Source organism: Mycobacterium sp. 1465703.0 (assembly GCF_001672975.1).
In the GTDB taxonomy this organism is placed as follows: domain Bacteria; phylum Actinomycetota; class Actinomycetes; order Mycobacteriales; family Mycobacteriaceae; genus Mycobacterium.
In genome coordinates, this window is record NZ_LZKU01000211.1 from 18425 (window position 1) to 40192 (window position 21768).

The 21768-nt window shown below is 67.7% G+C and carries 17 protein-coding genes; 5 read left to right on the forward strand and 12 right to left on the reverse strand.

Features of this window, described 5'->3' with window-relative positions:
• Position 1: 1 nt before the first annotated feature.
• Positions 2–673 (reverse strand): pyridoxamine 5'-phosphate oxidase family protein, encoded by a 672-nt coding sequence (locus A5625_RS20140; protein ID WP_066997973.1) that lies wholly within the window; start codon positions 671–673, stop codon positions 2–4.
• A gap of 41 nt (positions 674–714) precedes the next feature.
• Here A5625_RS20140 and A5625_RS20145 point away from each other — a divergent pair, with 41 nt between their 5' ends.
• Positions 715–2043: an aminotransferase class I/II-fold pyridoxal phosphate-dependent enzyme gene (locus A5625_RS20145; RefSeq protein WP_066998023.1), complete on the forward strand. Its 1329-nt coding sequence runs from the start codon at positions 715–717 to the stop codon at positions 2041–2043.
• Positions 2044–2050: 7 nt separating this feature from the next.
• On the opposite strand, the gene A5625_RS29705 is transcribed toward A5625_RS20145, so the two are convergent.
• The 7 genes from A5625_RS29705 to A5625_RS20180 all read right to left on the reverse strand — a co-directional run bounded on the left by A5625_RS29705 (position 2051) and on the right by A5625_RS20180 (position 12517).
• A complete protein-coding gene (locus A5625_RS29705) occupies positions 2051–2221 on the reverse strand; it encodes a hypothetical protein (RefSeq protein ID WP_197516167.1) in 171 nt (56 codons plus the stop codon).
• Positions 2222–2277: 56 nt separating this feature from the next.
• Entirely contained in the window at positions 2278–4008 is a 1731-nt protein-coding gene (gene treZ, locus A5625_RS20155) for a malto-oligosyltrehalose trehalohydrolase (RefSeq protein WP_066997980.1), read from the reverse strand.
• Positions 4001–6301 carry a malto-oligosyltrehalose synthase gene (gene treY, locus A5625_RS20160; protein WP_066997983.1) on the reverse strand — a complete coding sequence of 767 codons (2301 nt, stop codon included), beginning with the start codon at positions 6299–6301 and terminating at the stop codon, positions 4001–4003. The genes treZ and treY overlap by 8 nt, the downstream gene beginning before the upstream one ends.
• A 3-nt stretch (positions 6302–6304) precedes the next feature.
• Entirely contained in the window at positions 6305–8506 is a 2202-nt protein-coding gene (glgX, locus tag A5625_RS20165; RefSeq protein WP_066997986.1) for a glycogen debranching protein GlgX, read from the reverse strand.
• 61 nt (positions 8507–8567) lie between these two features.
• A complete protein-coding gene (locus tag A5625_RS20170) occupies positions 8568–10745 on the reverse strand; it encodes an acyltransferase family protein (protein WP_066997989.1) in 2178 nt (725 codons plus the stop codon).
• Between the two features lie 147 nt (positions 10746–10892).
• A complete protein-coding gene (gene ripD / locus A5625_RS20175) occupies positions 10893–11702 on the reverse strand; it encodes an NlpC/P60 family peptidoglycan-binding protein RipD (protein WP_066997992.1) in 810 nt (269 codons plus the stop codon).
• 338 nt (positions 11703–12040) lie between these two features.
• Positions 12041–12517: a hypothetical protein gene (locus A5625_RS20180; protein ID WP_082984482.1), complete on the reverse strand. Its 477-nt coding sequence runs from the start codon at positions 12515–12517 to the stop codon at positions 12041–12043.
• Positions 12518–12579: 62 nt separating this feature from the next.
• On the opposite strand from A5625_RS20180, the gene A5625_RS20185 reads away from it, so the two are divergent.
• The 4 genes from A5625_RS20185 to A5625_RS20200 are packed head-to-tail and all read left to right on the forward strand — an operon-like array spanning position 12580 to position 16257.
• Complete coding sequence (locus tag A5625_RS20185) at positions 12580–13896, forward strand: adenosylmethionine--8-amino-7-oxononanoate transaminase (RefSeq protein WP_066997995.1); 1317 nt, start codon at positions 12580–12582, stop codon at positions 13894–13896.
• Between the two features lie 4 nt (positions 13897–13900).
• Positions 13901–15058 (forward strand): 8-amino-7-oxononanoate synthase, encoded by a 1158-nt coding sequence (locus A5625_RS20190; protein ID WP_066997998.1) that lies wholly within the window; start codon positions 13901–13903, stop codon positions 15056–15058.
• A 9-nt stretch (positions 15059–15067) separates the two neighbouring features.
• On the forward strand, positions 15068–15748 hold the full coding sequence (bioD, locus tag A5625_RS20195) for a dethiobiotin synthase (RefSeq protein WP_066998001.1): 681 nt from the start codon (positions 15068–15070) through the stop codon (positions 15746–15748).
• Positions 15748–16257: a 2'-5' RNA ligase family protein gene (locus A5625_RS20200; RefSeq protein ID WP_066998005.1), complete on the forward strand. Its 510-nt coding sequence runs from the start codon at positions 15748–15750 to the stop codon at positions 16255–16257. Before bioD ends, A5625_RS20200 begins: the two co-directional genes overlap by 1 nt.
• A 74-nt stretch (positions 16258–16331) precedes the next feature.
• Here A5625_RS20200 and A5625_RS20205 read toward each other — a convergent pair whose 3' ends face one another.
• The 4 genes from A5625_RS20205 to A5625_RS20220 all read right to left on the reverse strand — a co-directional run bounded on the left by A5625_RS20205 (position 16332) and on the right by A5625_RS20220 (position 21738).
• A complete protein-coding gene (locus A5625_RS20205; protein ID WP_066998008.1) occupies positions 16332–17744 on the reverse strand; it encodes a mechanosensitive ion channel family protein in 1413 nt (470 codons plus the stop codon).
• Positions 17741–19927 (reverse strand): adenylate/guanylate cyclase domain-containing protein, encoded by a 2187-nt coding sequence (locus A5625_RS20210; protein WP_066998011.1) that lies wholly within the window; start codon positions 19925–19927, stop codon positions 17741–17743. Before A5625_RS20210 ends, A5625_RS20205 begins: the two co-directional genes overlap by 4 nt.
• Before the next feature lie 87 nt (positions 19928–20014).
• Positions 20015–21379, reverse strand: coding sequence for a hypothetical protein (locus A5625_RS20215; RefSeq protein ID WP_066998014.1), 1365 nt, complete (start codon positions 21377–21379; stop codon positions 20015–20017).
• The gene (locus A5625_RS20220) at positions 21376–21738 is read right to left on the reverse strand and encodes a hypothetical protein (protein ID WP_066998017.1); all 363 of its coding nucleotides are present in this window, start codon (positions 21736–21738) and stop codon (positions 21376–21378) included. The genes A5625_RS20215 and A5625_RS20220 overlap by 4 nt, the downstream gene beginning before the upstream one ends.
• Positions 21739–21768 lie beyond the last annotated feature (30 nt).

A 21768-nucleotide genomic window follows, 5' to 3' on the forward strand; every position in this document is an offset into this window, starting at 1 on the left:
TTCAGTGCCCGTGGTTGCGTAGGTATGCCGGCACGGCAGTGCCGGATGCCAGATCGTCGGCCGGCACCGGTGTTCCGGCCGTCAGGCTCAGCGGCACCACCCCCGCCCAGTGCGGCAGCGGAAGGTCCTCGGGATCGTCGGCCGGAGGACCGCTGCGCACCTTCGCCGACACGTCGACGAGGTCGAGCGCGAGCACCCCGGTGGCGGCGAGCTCGCGGGCATCGGGGGCTCTGCAGTCGGCGGCGCGCCCCGGCACCATGTGATCGAGCAGGCAGTTCAGCGCCCGCAACTTCTCCGCCGGATCGTGGACCACGCGCGCCTCGCCCATCACGACCACCGAGCGGAAGTTCACCGAGTGGTGCATCGCGGATCGTGCCAGCACCAGCCCGTCGACCAGCGTGACGGTGACGCAAACGGGTAGGCCCGACCCCGAGGCGTTGGCCGCCTTCGCCGCCAACAGCGGGCCGCTGCCGGTCGAACCGTGCAGGTAGAGCTTCTCGCCGAGTCGGGCATGAGTGGTGGGTAGGACCACCGGCCCGCCGGCGCTCAGGTAGCCCAGATGGCAGATCAGCGCCTCGTCGAGGATGTCGTGAATGGCGCGACGGTGGTAATGAGCGCGCTCCCGGTAGCGGGTCGGGGTGGTGCGCGCCGTCGGTTCGTATGCGGTGTCCACGAAATTGCCCTTATCTGTTGTTCTAGTACATAATGTATTGCGTGCCAGTACAAAAAAGCATAACCGGAGCGGGTGCGGAATCCATAGCCGCCAGCATCGAAGCGGCGATCTCGGCCGGGTCGCTGGCCCCCGGCGACGCGCTGCCGCCGGTGCGCGAACTGGCCGCGCAACTCGGGGTCAACGCCAACACGGCCGCGGCGGCCTATCGCGTGCTGCGCGATCGCGGGGCCGTCGAGACCGCAGGCCGGCGCGGTACCCGGGTACGCCATCGCCCGGCGACCACCCCGCGTTCCCTGCTCGGACTGGACGTTCCCGCGGGCGTGCGCGACCTGTCGACCGGCAACCCGAACCCGCACCTGCTGCCTGTTGCCAGCGCCCCGCCGGCCGGCCCCGGCGCGGGTCGCCCGGTGCTCTACGGCGAACCGGCCATCTCGGCGCCGCTGGCCGAGTTCGCCCGCCGCACGCTGTCCGCGGACGGGGTCCCCGCCGATCACCTCGCTGTGACCAGTGGCGCCCTGGACGGCATCGAGCGCGCGCTCACCGCACACCTACGCCCCGGCGATCGCGTCGCCGTCGAGGATCCAGGCTGGGCCAACCTATTGGATCTGCTTGCCGCGCTGGGTCTTTCGGCGGAGCCGGTGCGGGTCGACGACGACGGGCCGCTGACCGACGACTTGGCCGCGGCGCTGGGTCGCGGGGCGCGAGCGCTGGTGCTCACCAATCGTGCGCAAAACCCCACGGGCGCTGCGCTTTCGGCGGATCGTGCCGATTCGCTGCGTGAGCTGCTGGCCCGGCGAGGCCCCGATGTGCTGCTGGTCGAAGACGACCACTGCGCAGGCATTTCCGGTGCACCGCTGCACACGCTGGCCGGCTGCACAGGGCATTGGGCGTTCGTTCGTTCGGCATCCAAGGCCTACGGCCCGGACCTGCGCGTCGCCGTCCTGGCCGGCGACCAGCGCACCGTCGAGCGGGTGCACGGCCGGTTGCGGCTCGGACCAGGCTGGGTGAGCCACATCCTGCAGCGGCTCGCCGTCGGTCTGTGGTCCGACCCCGCGGCGGTGCAACTGGTCGCCGACGCCGAGCGGCACTACGCGACCGGCCGGCGACGGCTGTCCGCCGCCCTGGCCGAACGCGGGTTGCAGGCTTACGGGCGTTCCGGGCTGAACGTGTGGGTGCCGGTTCCCGACGAGGCGGTCGCGGTCTCCCGGCTGCTCGGCGCGGGCTGGGCGGCGGCGCCGGGCAGCCGGTTCCGGATACAGACGCCGGCGGGTATCCGGATCACCATCTCCGACCTGACTGCCGACGAGATCGATCCACTCGCCGACGCGGTTGCCCAGGCGGTGCGCCCGTCCGACCGGCCCCTCGTCTAGCCGCGGCTCAACTGTCGTCATCGGCGGCCCCGAGCCCGGGACCGCGCCACAACAGTTCGACGCTCGGATGCGCGGGCACGTCGTGGCGCGCGGTCGGCGCGCCCGGTTTCTTAGCACGGCGGCCCGACTTGTGCAGGCAGATCCGTCGCAGTGGGTGGCCGAATTCGGATTGACTCATGTCCGGCATCATCACGGTCAGCCGCCACGGCCGCTAATCAGTTATCCACAGCCCGCTCACACCGACAGGATGGCGAACGAATGGCCTTGTAGCACAGTGCCGTCGGCGTCGACGGCCGGTTCGTCCCAGGCCAGTACCACCTCGCCGCTGACCGGAACCCGCACCTGCTCGGCGCCGAGATTGCACACGATGCGCAGCCGGCCCCGGGACACCGCGATCCAGCCTTGGCCCTCGTCGTAATCGATCGTGAGATTGTCCAACCAGGGATCGGCCATGTCGGGATGGTTGCGGCGCAACGCGATCAGGTCGCGGTATAGGCGGAGCAGCCGGGCGTGTTCACCGGTGTCCACCTCAGCCCAGTCCAGCTTGGAGCGCGCAAACGTCTGCGGGTCCTGCGGGTCGGGGATCTCGTCGGCGTCCCAGCCGTGTTCGGCGAACTCGGCTTTGCGTCCTTCGGCGGTGGCCCGGGCCAGCTCCGGTTCGGGATGCGAGCTGAAGAATTGGAACGGGGTCGAGGCGGCGTACTCCTCACCCATGAAAAGCATGGTGGTGTAGGGCGATCCGAGCGCGAGTGCCGCCTTGATGGCCAGCTGGCCGCCGGTCAGGTTCTGCGACGGCCGGTCTCCCAGGGCGCGGTTGCCGACCTGATCGTGTGTGCAGGTGTAGGCGACCAGCCGGGTGGCCGGAATGCCGGATTTCTCGCTGGTGTCCAGTGGCCGTCCATGCCGGCGATGCCGGAACGACGAGTAGGTCGCGGCGTGGAAGAAGCCGTGGCGCAGCGTCTGGGCCAGGGTGGGCAGGCTGCCGAAGTCGCCGTAGTAGCCCTGACGCTCGCCCGATACCGCGGTGTGGATGGCGTGATGGATGTCATCGGCCCATTGCCCGGTCAGGCCGTAGCCCCCACGATCGCGTGGCGTGATCAGCCGCGGGTCGTTCAGGTCGCTCTCCGCGATCAGCGATAGCGGGCGTCCCAATTGCTCTGCCAGCCAATCGGTTTCGGTAGCAAGCTCCTCGAGGATGTGGATCGCGGTGGTGTCCACCAGGGCGTGGACGGCGTCCAGGCGCAGGCCGTCGGCGTGGAAATCGCGCATCCAGCGCAACGCGCACCCGATGATGTAGCGGCGGACCTCGTCGGAGTCGGCGTCGGCGATGTTGATGCCTTCACCCCAGGGATTGCTCGCCGACGACAGGTAGGGCCCGTACCGCGGCAAGTAGTTCCCGGACGGACCGAGGTGGTTGAAGACCGCGTCGATCAGCACCCCCAAGCCCTTGGCGTGGCAGGCGTCGACGAAGCGCACCAGCCCGTCGGGACCGCCGTAGGGTTCGTGCACGCTGTACCACAGCACGCCGTCGTATCCCCAACCATGAGTCCCGGCAAAGGAGTTCACCGGCATAAGCTCAACGAAGTCCACGCCGAGATCGACCAGATAGTCCAGCTTCTCGATGGCCGAGTCGAAGGTTCCGGCTTCTGTGAAGGTGCCCAGGTGCAGTTCGTAGATCACCGCGCCTTCGACCGGGCGACCGGCCCACCCGGAGTCGGTCCACGTCGCTGCGGCCGGATCCCACAACTGCGAACGGGCGTGCACACCGTCGGGCTGACGGGGTGAGCGCGGGTCGGGCAGCACCGTGGGATCGTCATCGAGCAGATAGCCGTAGCGGGCGTCCGGCGCGGTGTCCACCACCGCATGCCACCAGCCGTCATTCGAGCGCGTCATCGTGTGCACCTGGCCGTCGACGTCGAGCCGAACCAGTGCCGGCTTGGGCGCCCAGACCCGGAATTCAGTCATGGTGGCGCTCCAGCAACGCCACCGGCAGGTCGGCGAACAACTGGGCCGCCGATGTCGGCCCGTCGGCGATCACCCCGGTGAGCGTGTCTTTCCAGGTTCCGTCCGGGAGCGGCAAAACCGCATTGCCCCAGCCGGTTTCGGCCAGCCGCACAGTCCATCTGGCCACCGCCACCACGATGTCCTCGCCGCGGCGGAAGGCCAGCACGTGATCGCTGGCATCACCGTTGGCCAGCACCGGGACGTAGTCGCCGTGCAGGAAGGTGTCCGGATAGCGGCGGCGGATGCGCAGCGCCGTGGTGACGACCCGGATCTTCGGGTGCTCCAGCGCCTGCAGGGCCGCGCGCCGGGCCGGATAATCGACCGCGCGGCGATTGTCCGGGTCGACCAGGCTGTCATCCCACAGCTCGGTGCCCTGGTACACATCGGGGATCCCGGGCACGGTCAGCGCCAGCAGCTTCTGGGCCAAAGCGTCACTGGCCGCATGCGGATTGAGTTGGGCGACAAGCTCGGTCAGCTGACCGGCTACCGGACCGTCGAGCACGGAGTCCAGCCATCGGTGCACCGCGTCCTCGAATGCGGCGTCCGGGTCGTTCCACGAGGTATGCCAGGCCGCTTCCCGGATGGCCTTCTCGCTGTAGCTGTGCAGCCGGTCACGCAGCTCGGCGGTGACCTCGCCGTTGACCGGCCATATACCGAAGATGTTCTGCCACAGGAACTGTCCGGTTGCCGGATCGGGGGAGGGGGCTTCGATCTCCCAGCGGGCGACGAACTCGGTCCACAGCGACGGCACCTGTGAGAGCACCGAAATCCGGGCCCGAACATCCTCGCCGCGTTTGGTGTCATGAGTGGTCAGCGTCGTCATCGTGCGCGGCCACAACCGGGCACGGTTGGCGGCGCTGAGATGGAATTCGGCCGCTCCGACACCGAAGCGTTGCGGCTCGCTACCCACCTCGTTCAGCGAAACCAGCCGGGCGTCACGGTAGAACAGGCAATCCTCGACGGACTTGGCGGTGACGGCCCCGCAGAGCTGCTGTAACCGCGTGGCCGGCTCGCCGCCGCGGGCCAGGGCCGCGGCCAGCACCTGCAGCGCGGGGCCCAACTCCGGTGCGGCCGCCTCGGTTTCGGCCAACGCGGCGGGCAGCATGGCAACCAGTCCGGGGTAGTCGCTGCGGTAGACCTCGATATGGCTCAGCAGGGCGGCAACCGCTCCGGGCAGCAGCGGGTGATCGGCGCCCGCGGCGGCCACGATGCTGCGCCGCAGCCTGCGCAGTTCGCTTGCCAAAGTTTCGGTGGCCGAACGGATCTTGAGGTCCACCAGCATGGCAGGCATCGCCTGGTAGTCCACGCCGGCGGATTCCACCAGCGCGGTCAGTGCCGGGGCGCCGTTGGGATCCACCAGCACTCCGCCGATTTCGCGCAGCACGTCATAACCGGTGGTGCCGTCGACGGGCAGGGTGGGCTCGAGCGCCTCGTCGACGGCCAGAATCTTCTCGATCACGATCCAGGCCTCCGGGCCGGTCAATTCGCGCAGCCAGGCCAGATATCCGCACGGATCGGACAGGCCGTCGGGGTGATCGATGCGGATGCCGTCGACGAGTCCCTCGGTGAACCACCGCGCGACTTCGGCGTGGGTGGCGTCGAAGACAGCACGGTCCTCTTGACGCAACCCCGCCAGCGAGGTGATCGAGAAGAACCGGCGGTAGCCGCACACCCCGTTTCGCCAGCCGACCAGCCGGTAGTGCTGGCGGTCGTGCACCTCCGGGCCGCTGCCCTCCCCGGTGCCGGGCGCGATCGGCAGCGCCAGATCGCCCAGCCGCAGCAGGTCCCCGTCGACGGTGAGGCCGGCGGCGTCGTCGTCGGATCCCAGCACCGGCAGCACGATGCGGCCGTCGTCATCGAGGTTCCAGTCGATGTCGAAATACGTTGCGTAGGGCGACGAACGACCGTTCCGCAGGACATCCCACCACCACGGGTTCTGCTGAGGCTGATCGATGCCCACATGGTTGGGCACGATGTCGACGATCAGTCCCAGTCCACGAGCCCGGGCCGCCGCCGACAACCGCGCCAAGCCCTCGGCGCCGCCGATCTCGGCGGACACCGTGGTGGGGTCGGTGACGTCGTAGCCATGGCTCGATCCCGTGGTCGCGGTCGTGATCGGCGACAGGTACAGGTGCGAGACCCCAAGGTCTTTCAAATAGTCCAGCAGATTTTCGGCGTCGGCGAAGGTGAAAGCGAACCCACTGGATTCACCACGCAGTTGCAGCCGGTAGGTCGAGATGACGGGTAAAGCCATGCGTCACTGCGTCTTACGCAATACCAGCAGCGAACGCGACGGCAGTGACACCTTCTCTTCGGCGGTTACCACCTGTTCGACTCCTTCTTTGCGGCCCGTCGGTTCGTTGGTGTCCAGTTCCACGGTCCACTCTTTCGCGTAGTCGCTGTTGGGCGTCACGAAATCCACCGCGTCTTCACCGGCGTTGAAACACAACAGGAATGAGTCGTCCACCACCCGCTCGCCCCGGGCGTTCGGTGCGCTGATGGCCTCACCGTTGAGGAACACCGCCACGCACTTGTGAATGCTTTCGCCCCAGTCCTCATGTGTCATCTCGCGGCTGCTTGGGTTCAGCCAGGCGATGTCGCGCACCTCGTCGCCACTGCGGATCGGCTCACCCTCGAAAAAGCGGCGCCGCCGAAACACCGGATGGCGCTTACGCAGCGTGCTGACTCTGCGCGCGAACGCCAGCAGGTCGGCATTCTTGTCGACCAAAGTCCAGTCCATCCAAGACAATTCGGAGTCCTGGCAGTACACGTTGTTGTTGCCGTTCTGGGTGCGCCCGAACTCGTCACCGTGGGCGATCATCGGCGTGCCCTGGCTGAGCATCAGGGTCGCCCAGAAGTTGCGCATCTGGCGGAAGCGCAGTTCGTTGATGTCAGGGTCGTCGGTGGGGCCTTCCACGCCGCAGTTCCATGATCGGTTGTGGCTTTCCCCGTCCCGGTTGTCCTCCCCGTTGGCCAGGTTGTGTTTTTCGTTGTAGGACACCAGGTCGTTGAGGGTGAATCCGTCGTGGGCGGTGACGAAGTTGATGCTGGCGCTGGGGCGCCGGCCGGTCGCCTCGTACAGGTCCGACGACCCGGTCAGCCGGGAAGCGAACTCGCCCAGGATTGCGGGCTCGCCCCGCCAGTAATCGCGCACAGTATCGCGATACTTCCCGTTCCACTCGGTCCACAAACCCGGGAAATTCCCGACTTGGTAGCCGCCCTCGCCGACGTCCCACGGTTCGGCGATCAGTTTGACCTGGCTGACGATCGGATCCTGCTGCACCAGATCGAAGAACGCGCTCAATCGGTCGACGTCGTGCAGTTCGCGGGCCAACGTGGCGGCCAGGTCGAAGCGGAAGCCGTCCACGTGCATCTCGGTCACCCAGTAGCGCAGGGAGTCCATGATCAGCTGCAGCACGTGCGGATGCCGTGGGTTCAGGCTGTTGCCGGTGCCGGTGTAGTCCTTGTAGAGCCGCAGGTCGTTGTCCATCAGCCGGTAGTAGGCGGCGTTGTCGATGCCGCGGAAGTTGATGGTCGGGCCGAGATGGTTGCCCTCGGCGGTGTGGTTGTACACCACGTCGAGGATCACCTCGATGCCGGCTTCATGGAAGCTGCGCACCATCGACTTGAACTCGGGGACGCTGGACTTTCGGTTGGCCGCATACTCGTTGTTCGGCGCGAAGAACCCAAATGTGTTGTATCCCCAGTAGTTCCGCAAACCCAGATCCAGCAGCCGGAAGTCGTGCATGAACTGGTGCACCGGCATCAGCTCGATGGCAGTCACCCGCAGTGATTTGAGGTGGTCGATGACCGCCGGGTGGGCCAGGCCGGCGTAGGTGCCGCGCAACTCCTCGGGGATGCTCGGATGGGTTTGCGTCATGCCCTTGACGTGGGCCTCGTAGATGACCGTCTCGTGGTACGGGGTGAGCGGCGCCCGGTCAGAACCCCAGTCGAAGAACGGGTTGCTCACCACACTGGTCATGGTGTGGCCCAGCGAGTCGATCATCGGCGGAATGCCCGGGTCGGCGCCATCGGCGTTGGGCCCGTCCGGGTTGACGGCCTTCATGTCGTAGGAGAACAGCGCCGGACCGAAGGTGAAATCGCCGTGAAATGCCTTGCCGTACGGGTCGAGCAGCAGCTTGCTCGGGTCGCAACGGTGACCGGCCGCCGGTTCGAAGGGGCCGTAGACGCGAAAGCCGTAGCGCTGCCCCGGGGTGATGTTGGGCAGATAGGCGTGCCAGACGAATCCGTCCACCTCCTCGAGCGGAATTCGTGATTCACTGCCCTGGTCGTCGATCAGGCACAGCTCGACCTTCTCGGCGATTTCGGAGAACAACGAGAAGTTGGTTCCCGCGCCGTCGTAGGCGGCGCCGAGCGGATACGGGTTTCCCGGCCACACGGTGGCGAGTTTGGGTTCGCGGTTACCGCCTGCTGCTGAAGCGGGACTGTTGGTTGACACCGTTCGACTTTATCCGTGCGGTGTTACGCCCACGCGCGCTAGCGGCCAGGAGTAAGCCGGCTCACCACCAGCCGGTCGCCTCGCCGATCTGGCGGCCCAGCTCGGGTGCCATGGTCCGCGCGTAGGTGGGGGACAGGTGGTGAGCACCGTGATAGATCAGGATGTTTCCCTCGACCGGGCGGCAGACGTCGGTGCGGCAGATCGCGTCCGACATGTCGAGCACCTTGAGCTGCGGGAACTGCCCGACGAAGTCGAGTGTCTGGTTGCGGTCGGAGAGTACGTCGGAACGCTTGATCGCGCACGACTGGGCGGTGCCGTTGCGTTTGGCAAGGCAATCAGCCGGGTCGAACGGCTGGCCATTTTTCACCAGCCACGGCGTGTCGCGCATCCCGAGGATGGGAATGTTGTTGTCGGACAACGTTTGCCAGATCCCGATATAGGTGGCGGGCATCACATCGCCGGTTTTGATGTTCCACGGCCGGGTCGTGGTGGTGAACACATAATCGGGCCGATCGGTGACCAGTTTGGTCATCGTTCGCTGCACCCATTCCCGGCACTGCGGGTAGGGGGCGTTGTTCCCCATGATCAGCGGGACCTGCTCGGTCGACAGCGGGCAGCCCATCTTGAGGTAGGTCACCACCTTGAAGTGGTGCAGCCTGCCCAGGATCTCCAGCGCGGGCAGCCAGTGCTCGGCATGTGACCCGCCCGCCAGCGCGATGGTCCGGTCGGCGGCCACGTCGCCGTAGATGCAGTTGACCACCGTCGGGTTGACGAAGTCGCTGATGCAGCCGTCCTTGGTGGTGGCGGGCAGATCCTGCTTGACCTCTAAGACGGAGGGCCGCATGGGCAATGCGGGCACCCGCACGTGTTGGGTGAGGGCACGTGCGCCGGGATAGTCCTGGGGGTTGAGGACGCTGAGCTCCTTGCCGGCCGACCGCAAGACGGTGACGTGCTGACGCCAGGTGAACGAGGTCGCGGTCAGGGTCACGCCCAGCAGCACGATGGCCGATCCCAGCGCCAGCGTCGGACGGGGCAGACGCTGCAGCCACGGAGTGCTCAGTGCCGGCACCGGGACCGCCGGCTTGGAGGATGCGCGGTAGCGCAACGGATCCTCGACGAGCCGGTTGGTCAAATAGGCCAGCACACCCGACACCAGCAGCAACCCGACGCCTTCGACGAAGTTGGCGTGCTTGTGGCCGCTGTAGGACAGCCAGAAGATGAGTAACGGCCAGTGCCAGAGGTACAGCGAATACGCCATCGCGCCCAGCTCCACCAGCGGGCGCGTCGCCAGCAGCCGATTGGGCAGCGGCAAGCGGCCCCCGGTGCCACGGCCACCGGACACGTTGGCCCCGACGAGGATCATCAGCATGGCGGCGCCGACCGGGACCAGGGCCCACGGGCCGGGGAACTCCCGCACGCCGTCGATCAGCGCCCCGCAGGACAGCACCGCGGCCAGCGCGACCGTGGCCAACACAGTCCGTAACCACATCGGCCAGCGGATGTGGGTCACCGCGGCGCCAACCAGGGCGCCCAGCAACAACTCCCAACCCCGCGCGAAGGTGTGGTAGTAGGCAGCCGCCTGATCCTGCTGATGCGCGATGATCGCGTAGACGAACGAAGCCACCGTCAACGCGGTCAGCACCACCAGGAACAGGGTCCGCAGCCGGGTGCCCAGCCGGCGCCGGAACAGGTAGGTCAGGCCGGCGATCAGCAACAGGAAGCTGACGTAGAACTGGCCCTGCACCGACATCGACCAGATGTGCTGCAGGGGACTGACGGCTTCGCCCGCCCGCAGGTAGTCAGAGACGGTGTTGGCCAGTTCCCAGTTCTGGTAGTAGCCGAGGCTGGCAAGACTTTGGTCGGCGAAAGTCTCCCAGCGGGTTTCGGGTTGAACCATGATGGTCAGCGCCGCGCAACCGGCCAGCACCACGACCAGGGCGGGCACCAGGCGACGGATGAGCCGGGTCACCTCCGCCACCGGAGACAGCGTCACAGCCGGGTTCAGTGCGGCGCGAATGACCTTGCCGCCGAAGAAGAATCCGGACAGTGCCAGGAACACGTCCACGCCGCCGGAGACCCGGCCGAACCAGATATGGAAGGCCGCGACGAGCGCAATCGCAACGCCGCGCAGGCCGTCGAGGTCGTAACGATAGAACCCCCGCGACCCCGGTTGATGGACTCCCGCAACCTCCGGATCGGTGGTGGCGTCCGGTGACGGAGGCGATGACGGGGTCTGCATGATCGACTGCCAATTTACCGAAAACCCGCCACCCGCTCCCGACACCTCGCGGTCGGGAGGCTGCTCAGCGCGTCGCTGAAGCATCCACACCGCGCGGGTGGGGGAGCAAGTGGCGGGTGTCGGACGGCCGTGGAACGGCCGCGGAAATTACCCTCCGAAGCCGGCACCGGCCGGCTGCAGCGGCGCCTGCTGGGTAGGCAGCTGCTGCACGGGCGCTTGCTGGAACGGTGCTTGCTGCAGCGGTGCTTGCTGCGCCGGAAGCTGCTGCGCCGGGGCCTGCTGGGCGGGCAGCTGCACGGGCGCTTGCTGGAACGGTGACTGCTGCAGCGGGGCCTGTTGCGCCGGAAGCTGTTGCGCCGGGGCCTGCTGGGTGGGCAGCTGTTGCGGAGTCTGCTGGTACGGCGCCTGCTGGGCGGGCAGCTGCTGCGGCGCTTGCTGCAACGGCGCCTGTGCCGGTGCGGAGGCGCCGAGGACCCGGACCATGTAGGGCGTCATGCCGTTGGCACGCACCGGTGACACCTGCACGACGTCACCGACCTCGAGCATCTGGTTGTTGCCCAGGTACATCGCCACGCTTTGGGTGCCCTCGGGGCCGTAGAAGATCAGGTCACCCTTGCGGGCCTGCTGCGGCGAGATCTTCTGGCCGACCCGGTAGATCGCGCCCGATGAACGCGGCAGCTTGATGCCGGCGCCGGCGTACGCGTACTGCATCAGCCCCGAGGCGTCGAAACCAACGGTGTTGATGCCGGTGCCGGTGCCGCGGGTGGGGCCGTTGATGCCGCCACCGGCCCAGGAGAACGGCACGCCGCGCTGCGACAGGCCGCGGGCGATCACCACGTCGGTGGCCTGCTGATAGTCCATCGACCTGGCGCCCGGGTCGGCGGTCGCGACGGTGGGAGCCACCATCGGCGCCCCCAACAGGGCCAAACCGATCGCGAAGGCGTAGATGCGTTTCATGTTTCTGGCCTTTCCCTGGCCTGTCCAGGCGCTCAATGGGCCTCAACGCGGTGACCGCGCGCGTCCGCCCCCGGTCCATGAACGCGACGACCCCCGCACTGGGGCCGAGCGCCGTCCATGGCACTTGCGACGTGAATAAGCGATCAGGCCGCTGTATTCACATCAGTCACAGAAGCCACTTTGACAACACAAGGTGTTAGCCGCCAGATGCGCACGGGATTTTTTGTCGTACCGTGACCGGACGGTGACTGCGGCGCCCAATCGCGTATCCGCAGTTGTGATTTCGGTCTCAGTCCACCACGAAAGCGCACGACCTGCGGTGGGCGGCCGGGGCGGTATCAGACCCAGTAGCGTTCGCTGAACATGGTCAGCAACGATCCGGCCACCGAGCTGACCATAACCAGCGCCAGCGCCAGCACCGGCCAGAAGGACATGTACCAGCCCTTCAGCAGCGAAACCACCGGACCGATGACGGCGGCGGTGATGGCCGCGCCGATACCGCCCCACACCACCGGGTGGATGTACAGGTCCAGCCCGTAGGGGACCGGACCGCAGGATTCGTCGTCGCAGACGTTGGTCAGGAAGCCAAAGAGCCGCGTCGGCCACGTCGTGACGGTGGCCAGCAGAACCAGGAGCACCAGCAGCACGACGGTGCAGACGACGTCCCAGGGCACCAGCCGCAAGCGAATCACCCGGGGCGCTTCGTCGTCGTACTCCACCAGCGGGTAGTGCGTGTCCCTTGACCAACCGGGCCCCGCGACGTGACCGGCCTCGGGATCTGGCCCTGCGGTGTCGGGCTGCTGCGGCATGGCCATGATGTCCCATGCTTCCCGACGTCCCGGTTTTGCGCGAATCGGCTGCTTTACCCTCGATCACTATGCCCGCGGCGAAGGCCGGGCTGACGCCCGAGCAGATCAGCGCGATCGACGCCGCGCATCTCTGGCATCCGTACAGCACCATCGGCGCCGAATCCGTCGCCCCCGTGGTGGCGGTCGGCGCCCGCGGCGCCTGGCTCACCCTGATCCGCAACGGCCGCCCGGTCGAAGCGCTGGACGCCATGAGCTCCTGGTGGACCGCGATCCACGGTCACGGTCATCCGGTGCTGGATGCGGCCTTGTCCGCCCAGCTCGAGACCATGAACCACGTCATGTTCGGCGGCCTGACCCATGAGCCGGCGGCCCGGCTGGCCCAACTGCTGGTCGACATCACCCCGCCGGGGCTGGAAACGGTGTTCTTCAGCGACTCCGGGTCGGTGTCGGTGGAGGTGGCGGTCAAGATGGCGCTGCAGTACTGGCGCAGCCGCAACCGGCCCGGCAAGCATCGGCTGATGACCTGGCGCGGCGGCTACCACGGCGACACCTTCACACCGATGAGCGTCTGCGACCCTGACGGCGGCATGCACTCGCTGTGGACCGACATTCTGGCCCAGCAGGTGTTCGCCCCGCAGGTGCCCCGGCACTACGACCCGGCCTACAGCGGGGCGTTCGAGGCGCAACTGGCCGAGCACGCCGCCGAACTGGCCGCCGTCGTCGTCGAGCCCGTCGTGCAGGGTGCCGGCGGCATGCGCTTCCACGACCCGCAATATCTGCGCGACCTGCGGGACATCTGCCTGCGGCACGAGGTGCTGCTGATCTTCGACGAGATCGCCACCGGCTTCGGCCGCACCGGCGAGCTCTTCGCGGCCGACCACGCCGGGGTGAGCCCGGACATCATGTGTGTCGGTAAGGCGCTGACCGGCGGATACCTGACCTTGGCCGCCACCTTGTGCAGCACCGACATCGCCCACACCATCAGCGCCGGCCAGGCCGGAGCCCTGATGCACGGTCCCACGTTCATGGCCAATGCGCTGGCCTGTGCGGTGTCGGTGGCCAGCGTCGAGGTGCTGCTCGGTCAAGACTGGCGGTCGCGGGTCGCCGAGATCGGCGCCGGCCTGGCGGCCGGGCTCGAGCCGGCCCGCGCGTTGCCCGGGGTGACCGACGTGCGGGTGTGCGGCGCCATCGGCGTCATCGAATGCGAGGGTCCGGTTGACTTGGCCGTCGCCACCCCGACGGCGCTGGACAGAGGCGTCTGGCTGCGCCCATTTCGCAACCTGGTCTATGCGATGCCGCCCTATATCTGCACGCCCGGCGAGATCTCCCAGATCGCCTCGGCAATGGTGCAGGTCGCACAGCGCACCGGCTCTCGTAGGCTCTAGGTCGATGAAGGCACCGATCGAGGTTTCCCCGCTGGCCTGGCTGGAGGCGGTGGAACGCCAGCGCCGCGAGGCCGGGCTGCGCCGCTCGCTGCGGCCGCGTCCCGCCGTCGCCACAGAGCTGGACCTGGCATCCAATGACTACCTCGGGCTGTCGCAACATCCCGACGTGATCGACGGCGGGGTCGCCGCGCTGCGCATGTGGGGCGCCGGCGCGACCGGGTCGCGGCTTGTCACCGGCGACACCGAGCTACACCAGCAGTTCGAGTCCGAACTGGCCGACTACGTCGGCGCGGCCTCGGCACTGCTCTTCTCGTCGGGATACGCGGCCAACCTGGGTGCCGTCGTCGGCTTGTCGGGGCGCGGTTCCCTGTTGGTCTCCGATGCTTACTCGCACGCGTCGCTGGTGGACGCCTGCCGGCTGTCGCGGGCGCGGGTGGCGGTGACGCCGCATCGCGACGTCGGCGCCGTCGAGGCGGCGCTGCGGTCGCGCGACGAGGAGCGCGCGGTCGTCATCACCGAATCGGTGTTTTCCACCGACGGCGCACTGGCGCCGCTGCGAGAGCTGCACGAGGTGTGCCGCCGCCACCGCGCCCTGCTGATCGTCGACGAGGCGCACGGTCTGGGGGTGCGCGGCGGCGGACGTGGGCTGCTGCACGAGGCCGGGCTGGCCGGTGCGCCCGACGTGGTCATGACCACCACGCTGTCCAAGGCGCTGGGCAGTCAGGGTGGTGCGGTTCTGGGCCCGGCGTCGGTACGCGCGCACCTGATCGACGCGGCGCGGACCTTCATCTTCGACACCGGCCTGGCCCCGGCGGCGGTCGGCGCCGCGCGGGCCGCGCTGACCGTGCTGCGGGCCGAGCCCTGGCGGTCCGACGCGGTGTTGCGGCACGCCGCCGTGCTGGCCGAAGCCTGCGACGCAGTCGGGCACTCAGCCCCGAAGCCGCAGTCGGCGGTGGTGTCGGTGATCCTGGGCGATCCCGACGTGGCGGTGGCCGCCGCGACCGCCTGCCTGGACGCCGGCGTGCGAGTCGGTTGCTTCCGGCCCCCGACCGTGCCCGCCGGGACGTCGCGGCTGCGACTGACCGCCCGCGCGTCGCTGGACGACGCGGAGCTGGAGCTCGCGCGCCGGGTGCTGACCGATGTGCTCGCCAAGCTTGGTTGAGGCACGCCGGTGACGGTTCTGGTCGTCACCGGCACCGACACCGGGGTCGGCAAGACGGTCGTCACCGCCGCGCTGGCCTGTCACGCCCGTCAGGCCGGCATCGACGTGGCCGTGTGTAAGCCGGTCCAGACCGGCACCGACGATGGCGACGACGACCTCGCTGAGGTGGCCCGGCTGTCCGGGGTGACCGAGCTGGCCGGGTTCGGGCGGTACCCGCAGCCGATGGCGCCGGTAGCCGCCGCCGAGGCGGCCGGAATGCCGTTGCCCAGCCGCGAGCAGCTACTGGCGCTGATCGCAAGGTTGGACCGGCCGGGGCGGCTGACGCTGGTCGAAGGAGCCGGCGGACTGCTGGTCGAACTCGGCGAAAACGGTGTCACCGCCCGCGATCTCGCCGCAGCGCTGAACGCCGCGGTGCTGGTGGTGGTCAGCCCGTCATTGGGCACCCTCAATCACACCGCACTGACTCTGGAATCGCTTGCCACACATAACCTTTCGTGTGCAGGGCTGGTCATCGGCAGCTGGCCCCGGGAAGCCGGGTTGGTGGAGACGACGAATCGATCAGCGCTGGCCCGGCTGGCCACGGTACGCGCCGCGCTGCCGGCAGGGGCGGCATCGCTGGACGCGGCCGAGTTTGCGGCGTTGTGCGCGAAGGCATTCGACCGCGACTGGGTCACCTCGCTGGTCGGCTGATGGTCCACTCAATCGAGTTGATCTTCGACCGCGACACCGAGGCGGCGATCCGGCATATATGGGAAGCGTTGGCCGCGGCCGGAATTCCCAGTCAGGCACCGGCCAGCCGGCCACACGTGACGCTGGCGGTGGCCGAAGGCATCGCCGCCGACGTTGACGAGCTGCTGAGCCCGGTGACCGAGCAGCTGCCGTTGGGCTGCCGCATCGGTGCACCGCTGTTATTCGGCCGCGCCAGTGCGGTTTTCGCGCGGCTGGTGGTGCCGACCGGCGAGCTGCTGGCCCTGCATGCCCGGGTGCACCGGCTGTGCGGTCCGTACTTGACGCCCGGTCCGATGCCCAACAGCCTGCCCGATCAGTGGACCGCGCACGTCACGATGGCCCGGCGAGTCGGCGGCGGCCACCTCGGGCGGGCACTGCGCGTCGCGGGCCGGCCCGCCCAGATCGACGGCAGCTTTGTGGGTTTGCGTCGCTGGGATGGCAATAAAAAGGTGGAACACCTGATCGGTTAGCGGCTCGTCGCCGGCACTGGCTAGTGGCGATCGCAAGCGCGGCGGATCGGTTAGCGGCTCGTCGCCACCATCGATTAACCGCGCGACGTCGCGAACTCACGCGCGGTGGCCTCCTGCACGCGAGCGCGCCGCTCGTCGATCGTCCGGCCCAGCTCCTGTAACAGCAGCGGCTTATCCATCACCAGTTGGACGAGGTGATCGCGGTCGATCTCCAGCGCGGTCACCTCGTCGATGGCCTGCGCATCGGACAGGTTGGGCTGACGGGTCAGCGCGGTCACACCCAGGAACGAGCCCTCGTTCAGGTCGCCGACTCCGACCACCGTTGCGTCCGGGGCGGTGGCGGTCAACCGCACGCCGCCCTCGATCAGAAACGTCATCTTGACGGGCACCCGACCCGCATGCTCGACGATCTCGTTCGCCCCGTAGCGAACGATTTTCGCGTGCGACGCCAATTCGTGCTGATCCGGTTGGCTGAGCCGCAGTGCCGGCGCCACCATGGTCCGCAACGCCTTTTCGATGCGCTCCGGCGTCGAAATGTCGTCTTGGGCGCCATCGAGGTGCAGGCCCTCGCGCCGGGCCGCGTACCAGAGCCAGCGCAGGAAAGCGGCTTGCGCCGCCGAATCATCAGCGGGTGACTTCAGTCCGACGGTGACTCGATACTCGGCACCTCCGGCGGGCACCGACAACGCCATCGCGTCGGGCCTGCGTTGCGGTAGTGCGTTGGCGACCCGCTCCAGCAGCGCGCATACCCGGTCCGGCGGATCGGCCTCGGAAAAGGTTGTGGTGATTGTCAATTGATGCCCACCGGGCGGGCGGCTGAGATTGGTGAACGAGGTGGTGGCCAGCACCGAGTTCGGCGTGATCTGCAGTCCATGGCCGGTCTGGATGTGCACCGACCGCCAGTTCGCCTCCACGATCCGGCCCCGGGCCGCCGAGGTGTCCAGCCAGTCGCCGATCCGGAACGGCTGCTCGAACAACATGAACAGGCCCGACACGATCTGGCCGACCGAATTCTGCAGCATCAAACCGATGACCACCGAGGTCACGCCCAGCGCGGTGAAAAGACCTCCGACGCGCACCCCCCAGACGTAGGAGAAGATGACCGCCAGACCCACCCCGATCAGCACGAACCGGGTGACGTCCAGGAAGATGCCCGGAATCCGCTGGCGCCAGGATCCCTGCGGGGCGCCCTCGAAAACCGTTGCGTTGAGCCCGGACAACAGCAGCACCAGCACCACGAAACCGAACACCGTGGCCAGCACCCGAACCGAGGTGAACTGGGCCGGCATCCTGGCCACATTCACCAGCAGCACCAGCAGCGCGCCCAGTGGAACGAGGTAACTGCGCAGCAGCAGCGCGGGCCGCGCCAGCGGGCTGTTCTTGCGGGTGAGGATCTGATGCCATTCGGTCAGCGCGATCAGCAGCAGCGGCAGGCCGAACACCACGCCCGCAGCCCAATAAAGTGATGACGAGTCAAAGGTTCTCACTGGCCCTGCCCTTCCGACAATTTCCAGATCTGCTGCTCGACACCGCCGACAGTGATGGTGCCCGCCGGGGTGAATCGGCGGATGTCGTGCATGACCTCGTACACCTTTGAGGTGACGTAGATTCCCGATTGCGTTGTGCTGCCACGGGTTTGATGAGCCAGGTTGACGGCTGCTCCCCACATGTCGTAGACGATGCTGGACCGGCCGACCAGTCCGCTGATCACGTTGCCGGTGTTGATACCGGCGCGCAAGGAAAGGTGGTAGCCGGTCTTGCTGTTGAAGCGCGCGATGATGTCCTGCATCTCGACGGCGAAGTCGACGGTGCGGTGGACGCTGTCCAGGCGCGGGAAGTTCAGGCCGCAACTGGCCAGGTAGCCGTTGTGCAGCGTGCGGATCGGCTCGATACCAAGGGATTCCGCAGCCGAATCGAGTTCCCGGACCAGTTGGTCGACGAGGCCGACAAGTTCGCGACCGGACAGCTTGCCCGAGATGTCGTCCAGGCCGATGATGTCGGCGAAGATGACGGTGACGTCCTGGTGCTCCTGGGCGATCGTTTGCTCGCCCTCGCGGTAGCGTCGCGCCACCGGTTCGGGCATCAACGAGCGGAGCAGCCGATCGTTTTCCTTTCGTTGTTCGGTCAGCAGGTCCTCTTTGATCTGCAGGTTGCGGCTCATGTCGTTGAAAGCGGCCATGAGCTCACCGATTTCGTCTCGTGAGGTGACCGGGATCTTGACGTCGTAGTTGCCCGCACTGATCTCCCGGGCGCCGGCCTGCAACCTGCGTATGGGCCGCACGAATATCTGGGCGACCAGCAGCGCGGCCACACAAATGACGAAAACCATTGCAGTTGTTGTCAATATCAACGTCTGGGTGAGCGATGCGACCCGGGCGTTGGCCTCCGCGGACTCCCTGGTCGCCAAGATCGACCAATGCAGGTCGGAATTCGGCAGGGACAATGGGGCATAAGACGCGAGTTCGCGTCGGCCCAGATAACCGGTGTCGGTCACCGTCCCCGCCTCGCCGCGTTGCGCGGCCCGCACCGCCGCGGTGGCGACGGGCTGGACCAATGTGGTGCCGCCCCACCTGATCGCGGTGTCGACGGTCTCGCGCCGGGAGCCGGCGGCCAGCGCCTCACGCCGGTATCGCTGCGGATCTTCCAGGAACAAGCGCGAATCGGAGCGCATCAGATTGTCCGGGCCGGCCAGATAGGTCTCGGCGGTCTGGCCCATGCCCGCGGCCCGCCACTGCTTGTCGGCGGTCATGATCCGATTCACCTTCGCGATCGGTAATGGCAGCGCCAACACTCCGGCGGGCTTGCCCGGTGGACCGATCGGTGCGACCAACCAGGCGATGGGCTGACCCAGCTGAGGCTGATACGGCTGAAAGTCGGTGATCCACACGAAGTTCACCGACGCCGCGGCCATCGCCTTCTCGTAGGCGTCACGCAGGTTGGATTGGCGATACGGACCGGTCAGGACGTTGGTGCCCAGCGAGGCGCTCTTGCGCACGGTGTAAACCACGTTGCCCCGGGTGTCCAGCAGCATCGCGTCCCGGTATTCGAAGCGGGTGGCGATCTCACGGAAGTAGTCGTTGAAGCGGACATTAGCGGCCGACCAGGCACTGCCATCGCCGGCGTCGTCGGGCGCGGGCCCGGTCGGATTCGAAGACCCATGCGCCGCAACGGTGTAGTGCGCTTGCAGATACCTCTGCGAATTGTTGCTGGGCAGCACGGCGTCCAAAGCGAGCTTGGTGCCGGTATCGCGCTCCAGCGGTTTGATCAGCCGCTCGTTGTAGAAATCCACCAGCGCTCGCTGCTGGCCTGGGTCGACCGGCGCGTTGGCCAGTTCGTCGAACCCGGCCGTGAATGCCTGCACCGCTTCCAGCGCGGTGTTGCCCCGGCTGTAGACGACCAGCGAATCCGACAGGTCGGAGAATAGCGTTTCGATGGCGCGTTTCTGTGCCTCACGCAGCTGCGTCATCCGCTCGGAAGCCGCCGGCAACAGCGCATTGCGCGCGGCGACGTACTCGACCGTTCCGATCACGCCCAGCGACGCCAGGCTGGACACCAGCAACATCAGCAGCACCTTGGATTGGATGCTGATCCAGGACAGCGCTCGCGGGCGACGCCTTTTCTTGCGGGCCGGCTTCTGCTCGTCCGGGGGGATCGACTCGGTCGGGCGCATCACCCGACGTCGACTCGGTGTTGAGTTGACCCGCTACGCCGCGGCCGCGCTGCTCGCGAGGGCGTTAAGTAGCGCACGCCCGGACGCCTACCCCCCGAAGAGCAAATACAAACCGGTGAACGTGTAGCCGACCATCACCAGCATCATCGTCAGCTGCCCGGTCAGCTGATGTCCGGCGGGCAGCAGCCGCAGGGCTTTGTCGTGCGCGGCGATCACCGCGACGATGTGCCCGGTGACCACGCAGGTCACCTTGATCGCGGCGAGCACCGGCGGGTGCATGGACAAGACGTAAGCCACGTGCAGATGCGCCAGGCCGAGCGGGTTCCACCCGTGACCGAACGGGTCGGCCAGCGCGAACACCGCCTGTTGTCCACGCTCGACCAGATAGGACAGGTAGTGCGCGAAGATGTAGCCCACCACGATCGGGATCAGCGAATGTGCCATCTCGCCGGGCAATTCACGACGTTGCTCTGCGCTGACGCCGCCGGTAGCGCGTGCCGCGAGTGAAAACGTCACTGCCACAACGCCGATGAAGACAATCAGTCCCGCGGTGCGCAGCGCCGACGACGACAACGTCGGCGGCGCTCCGAAGTCACGGGTCAGCTGGTCGGAGAAGCCCCGCCACGTCGGCGACGACGAGAAGCTGTCGAATGCGGTGGACCCGAGGAGCACCGCCAGCAGCACCACGACGCCCGGACGCACCGGCAGCGACGGCAGATGGTCGAGCGGGTTTCCGACCACGATCCGCCCGGTCTCGAAATTCCGGCGAAATGGCGACAGCCGGGAGACGGCCACGCTGTACACACCGAACGGGTCGGCGCGCGCCAGCCAGCGTTGCCCGCACAACCACGCACCGACCAGCATCAGCACGGCGTAGCCGGCTATCCACGCCCTGACCCAGGGCAGCGACGCCGGGTTCGGGCTGGCCAACTCCATCCAGACGAAGGCGAACAGGCCGACCGCGGCGGGCCGGTAGCCCCAGCCTTCGGGATAGGTCAGTCGCGACCGGCCGAGCCGCTCCGGGGCGATGCGCCGCAACAGCAGATAGACCGTGCGCATGGGCGAAATCACCCGCCACACCGGCCCGATGGCCAAGGACAGCGCCACCAACCCGACCCACAACAGCACATAGAACGCGCCCAGCAGCGCGTTGGACTCCGATTCGGGACCCCACACCCCGGCGGCCACCACCCACGCCGCGAACACCAGGGCCAGCGCAGCGGCCGACCACCGGGTCACCCTGGAATCGACGAACGTCGTCAGCGCCGCCGGCAGCGGTCGGCCCGCCTTGAGGGGATCGAACCGCGGCCGTCGCCACGCGAACGCCACCAGGGCGAACGTGAACGTCAGTGCCCAGGCCGCCCCGACCATCGCGTAGGCGTAGGGCACCGGAAGGTCACCCGACCCCCCGAGCCCGTGCGCGAGCACCACCGCCGCGGCGGCGGAACTCACGGCTGCACTTGGATGGTCGCGATTGTGCGGTCCAGATGGTGCAGCTCCACCGCGACGTTGCCGGGAACGTCGACGGCGAACTGGAACGTCTGGTTGGGTGCCGCCGCGACCTGGAATTTGTGATCGGGCGTGGAATGTACGTGTAGTTCGTCGGCGGCGTCGCTGGTGACGTGCAGGGTGATCTGCTGGTGCACCTTGGCCTGCAGCGCGGCGTTGGTGGGGTTGACCTGCCCGTGGGCGATGGTCACGTCCATCATCAACGGTTCGGTCGGGGACTTACCCGTCGAGCCGCCGCAGGCAACCAGGCCGCAGACCAGCGCCGCCGCCCACGCCGCTGTGAGGGTGCTTCGCAATGCCATGGGTTACGCCGCCCGGGGGATCGGTCGCTT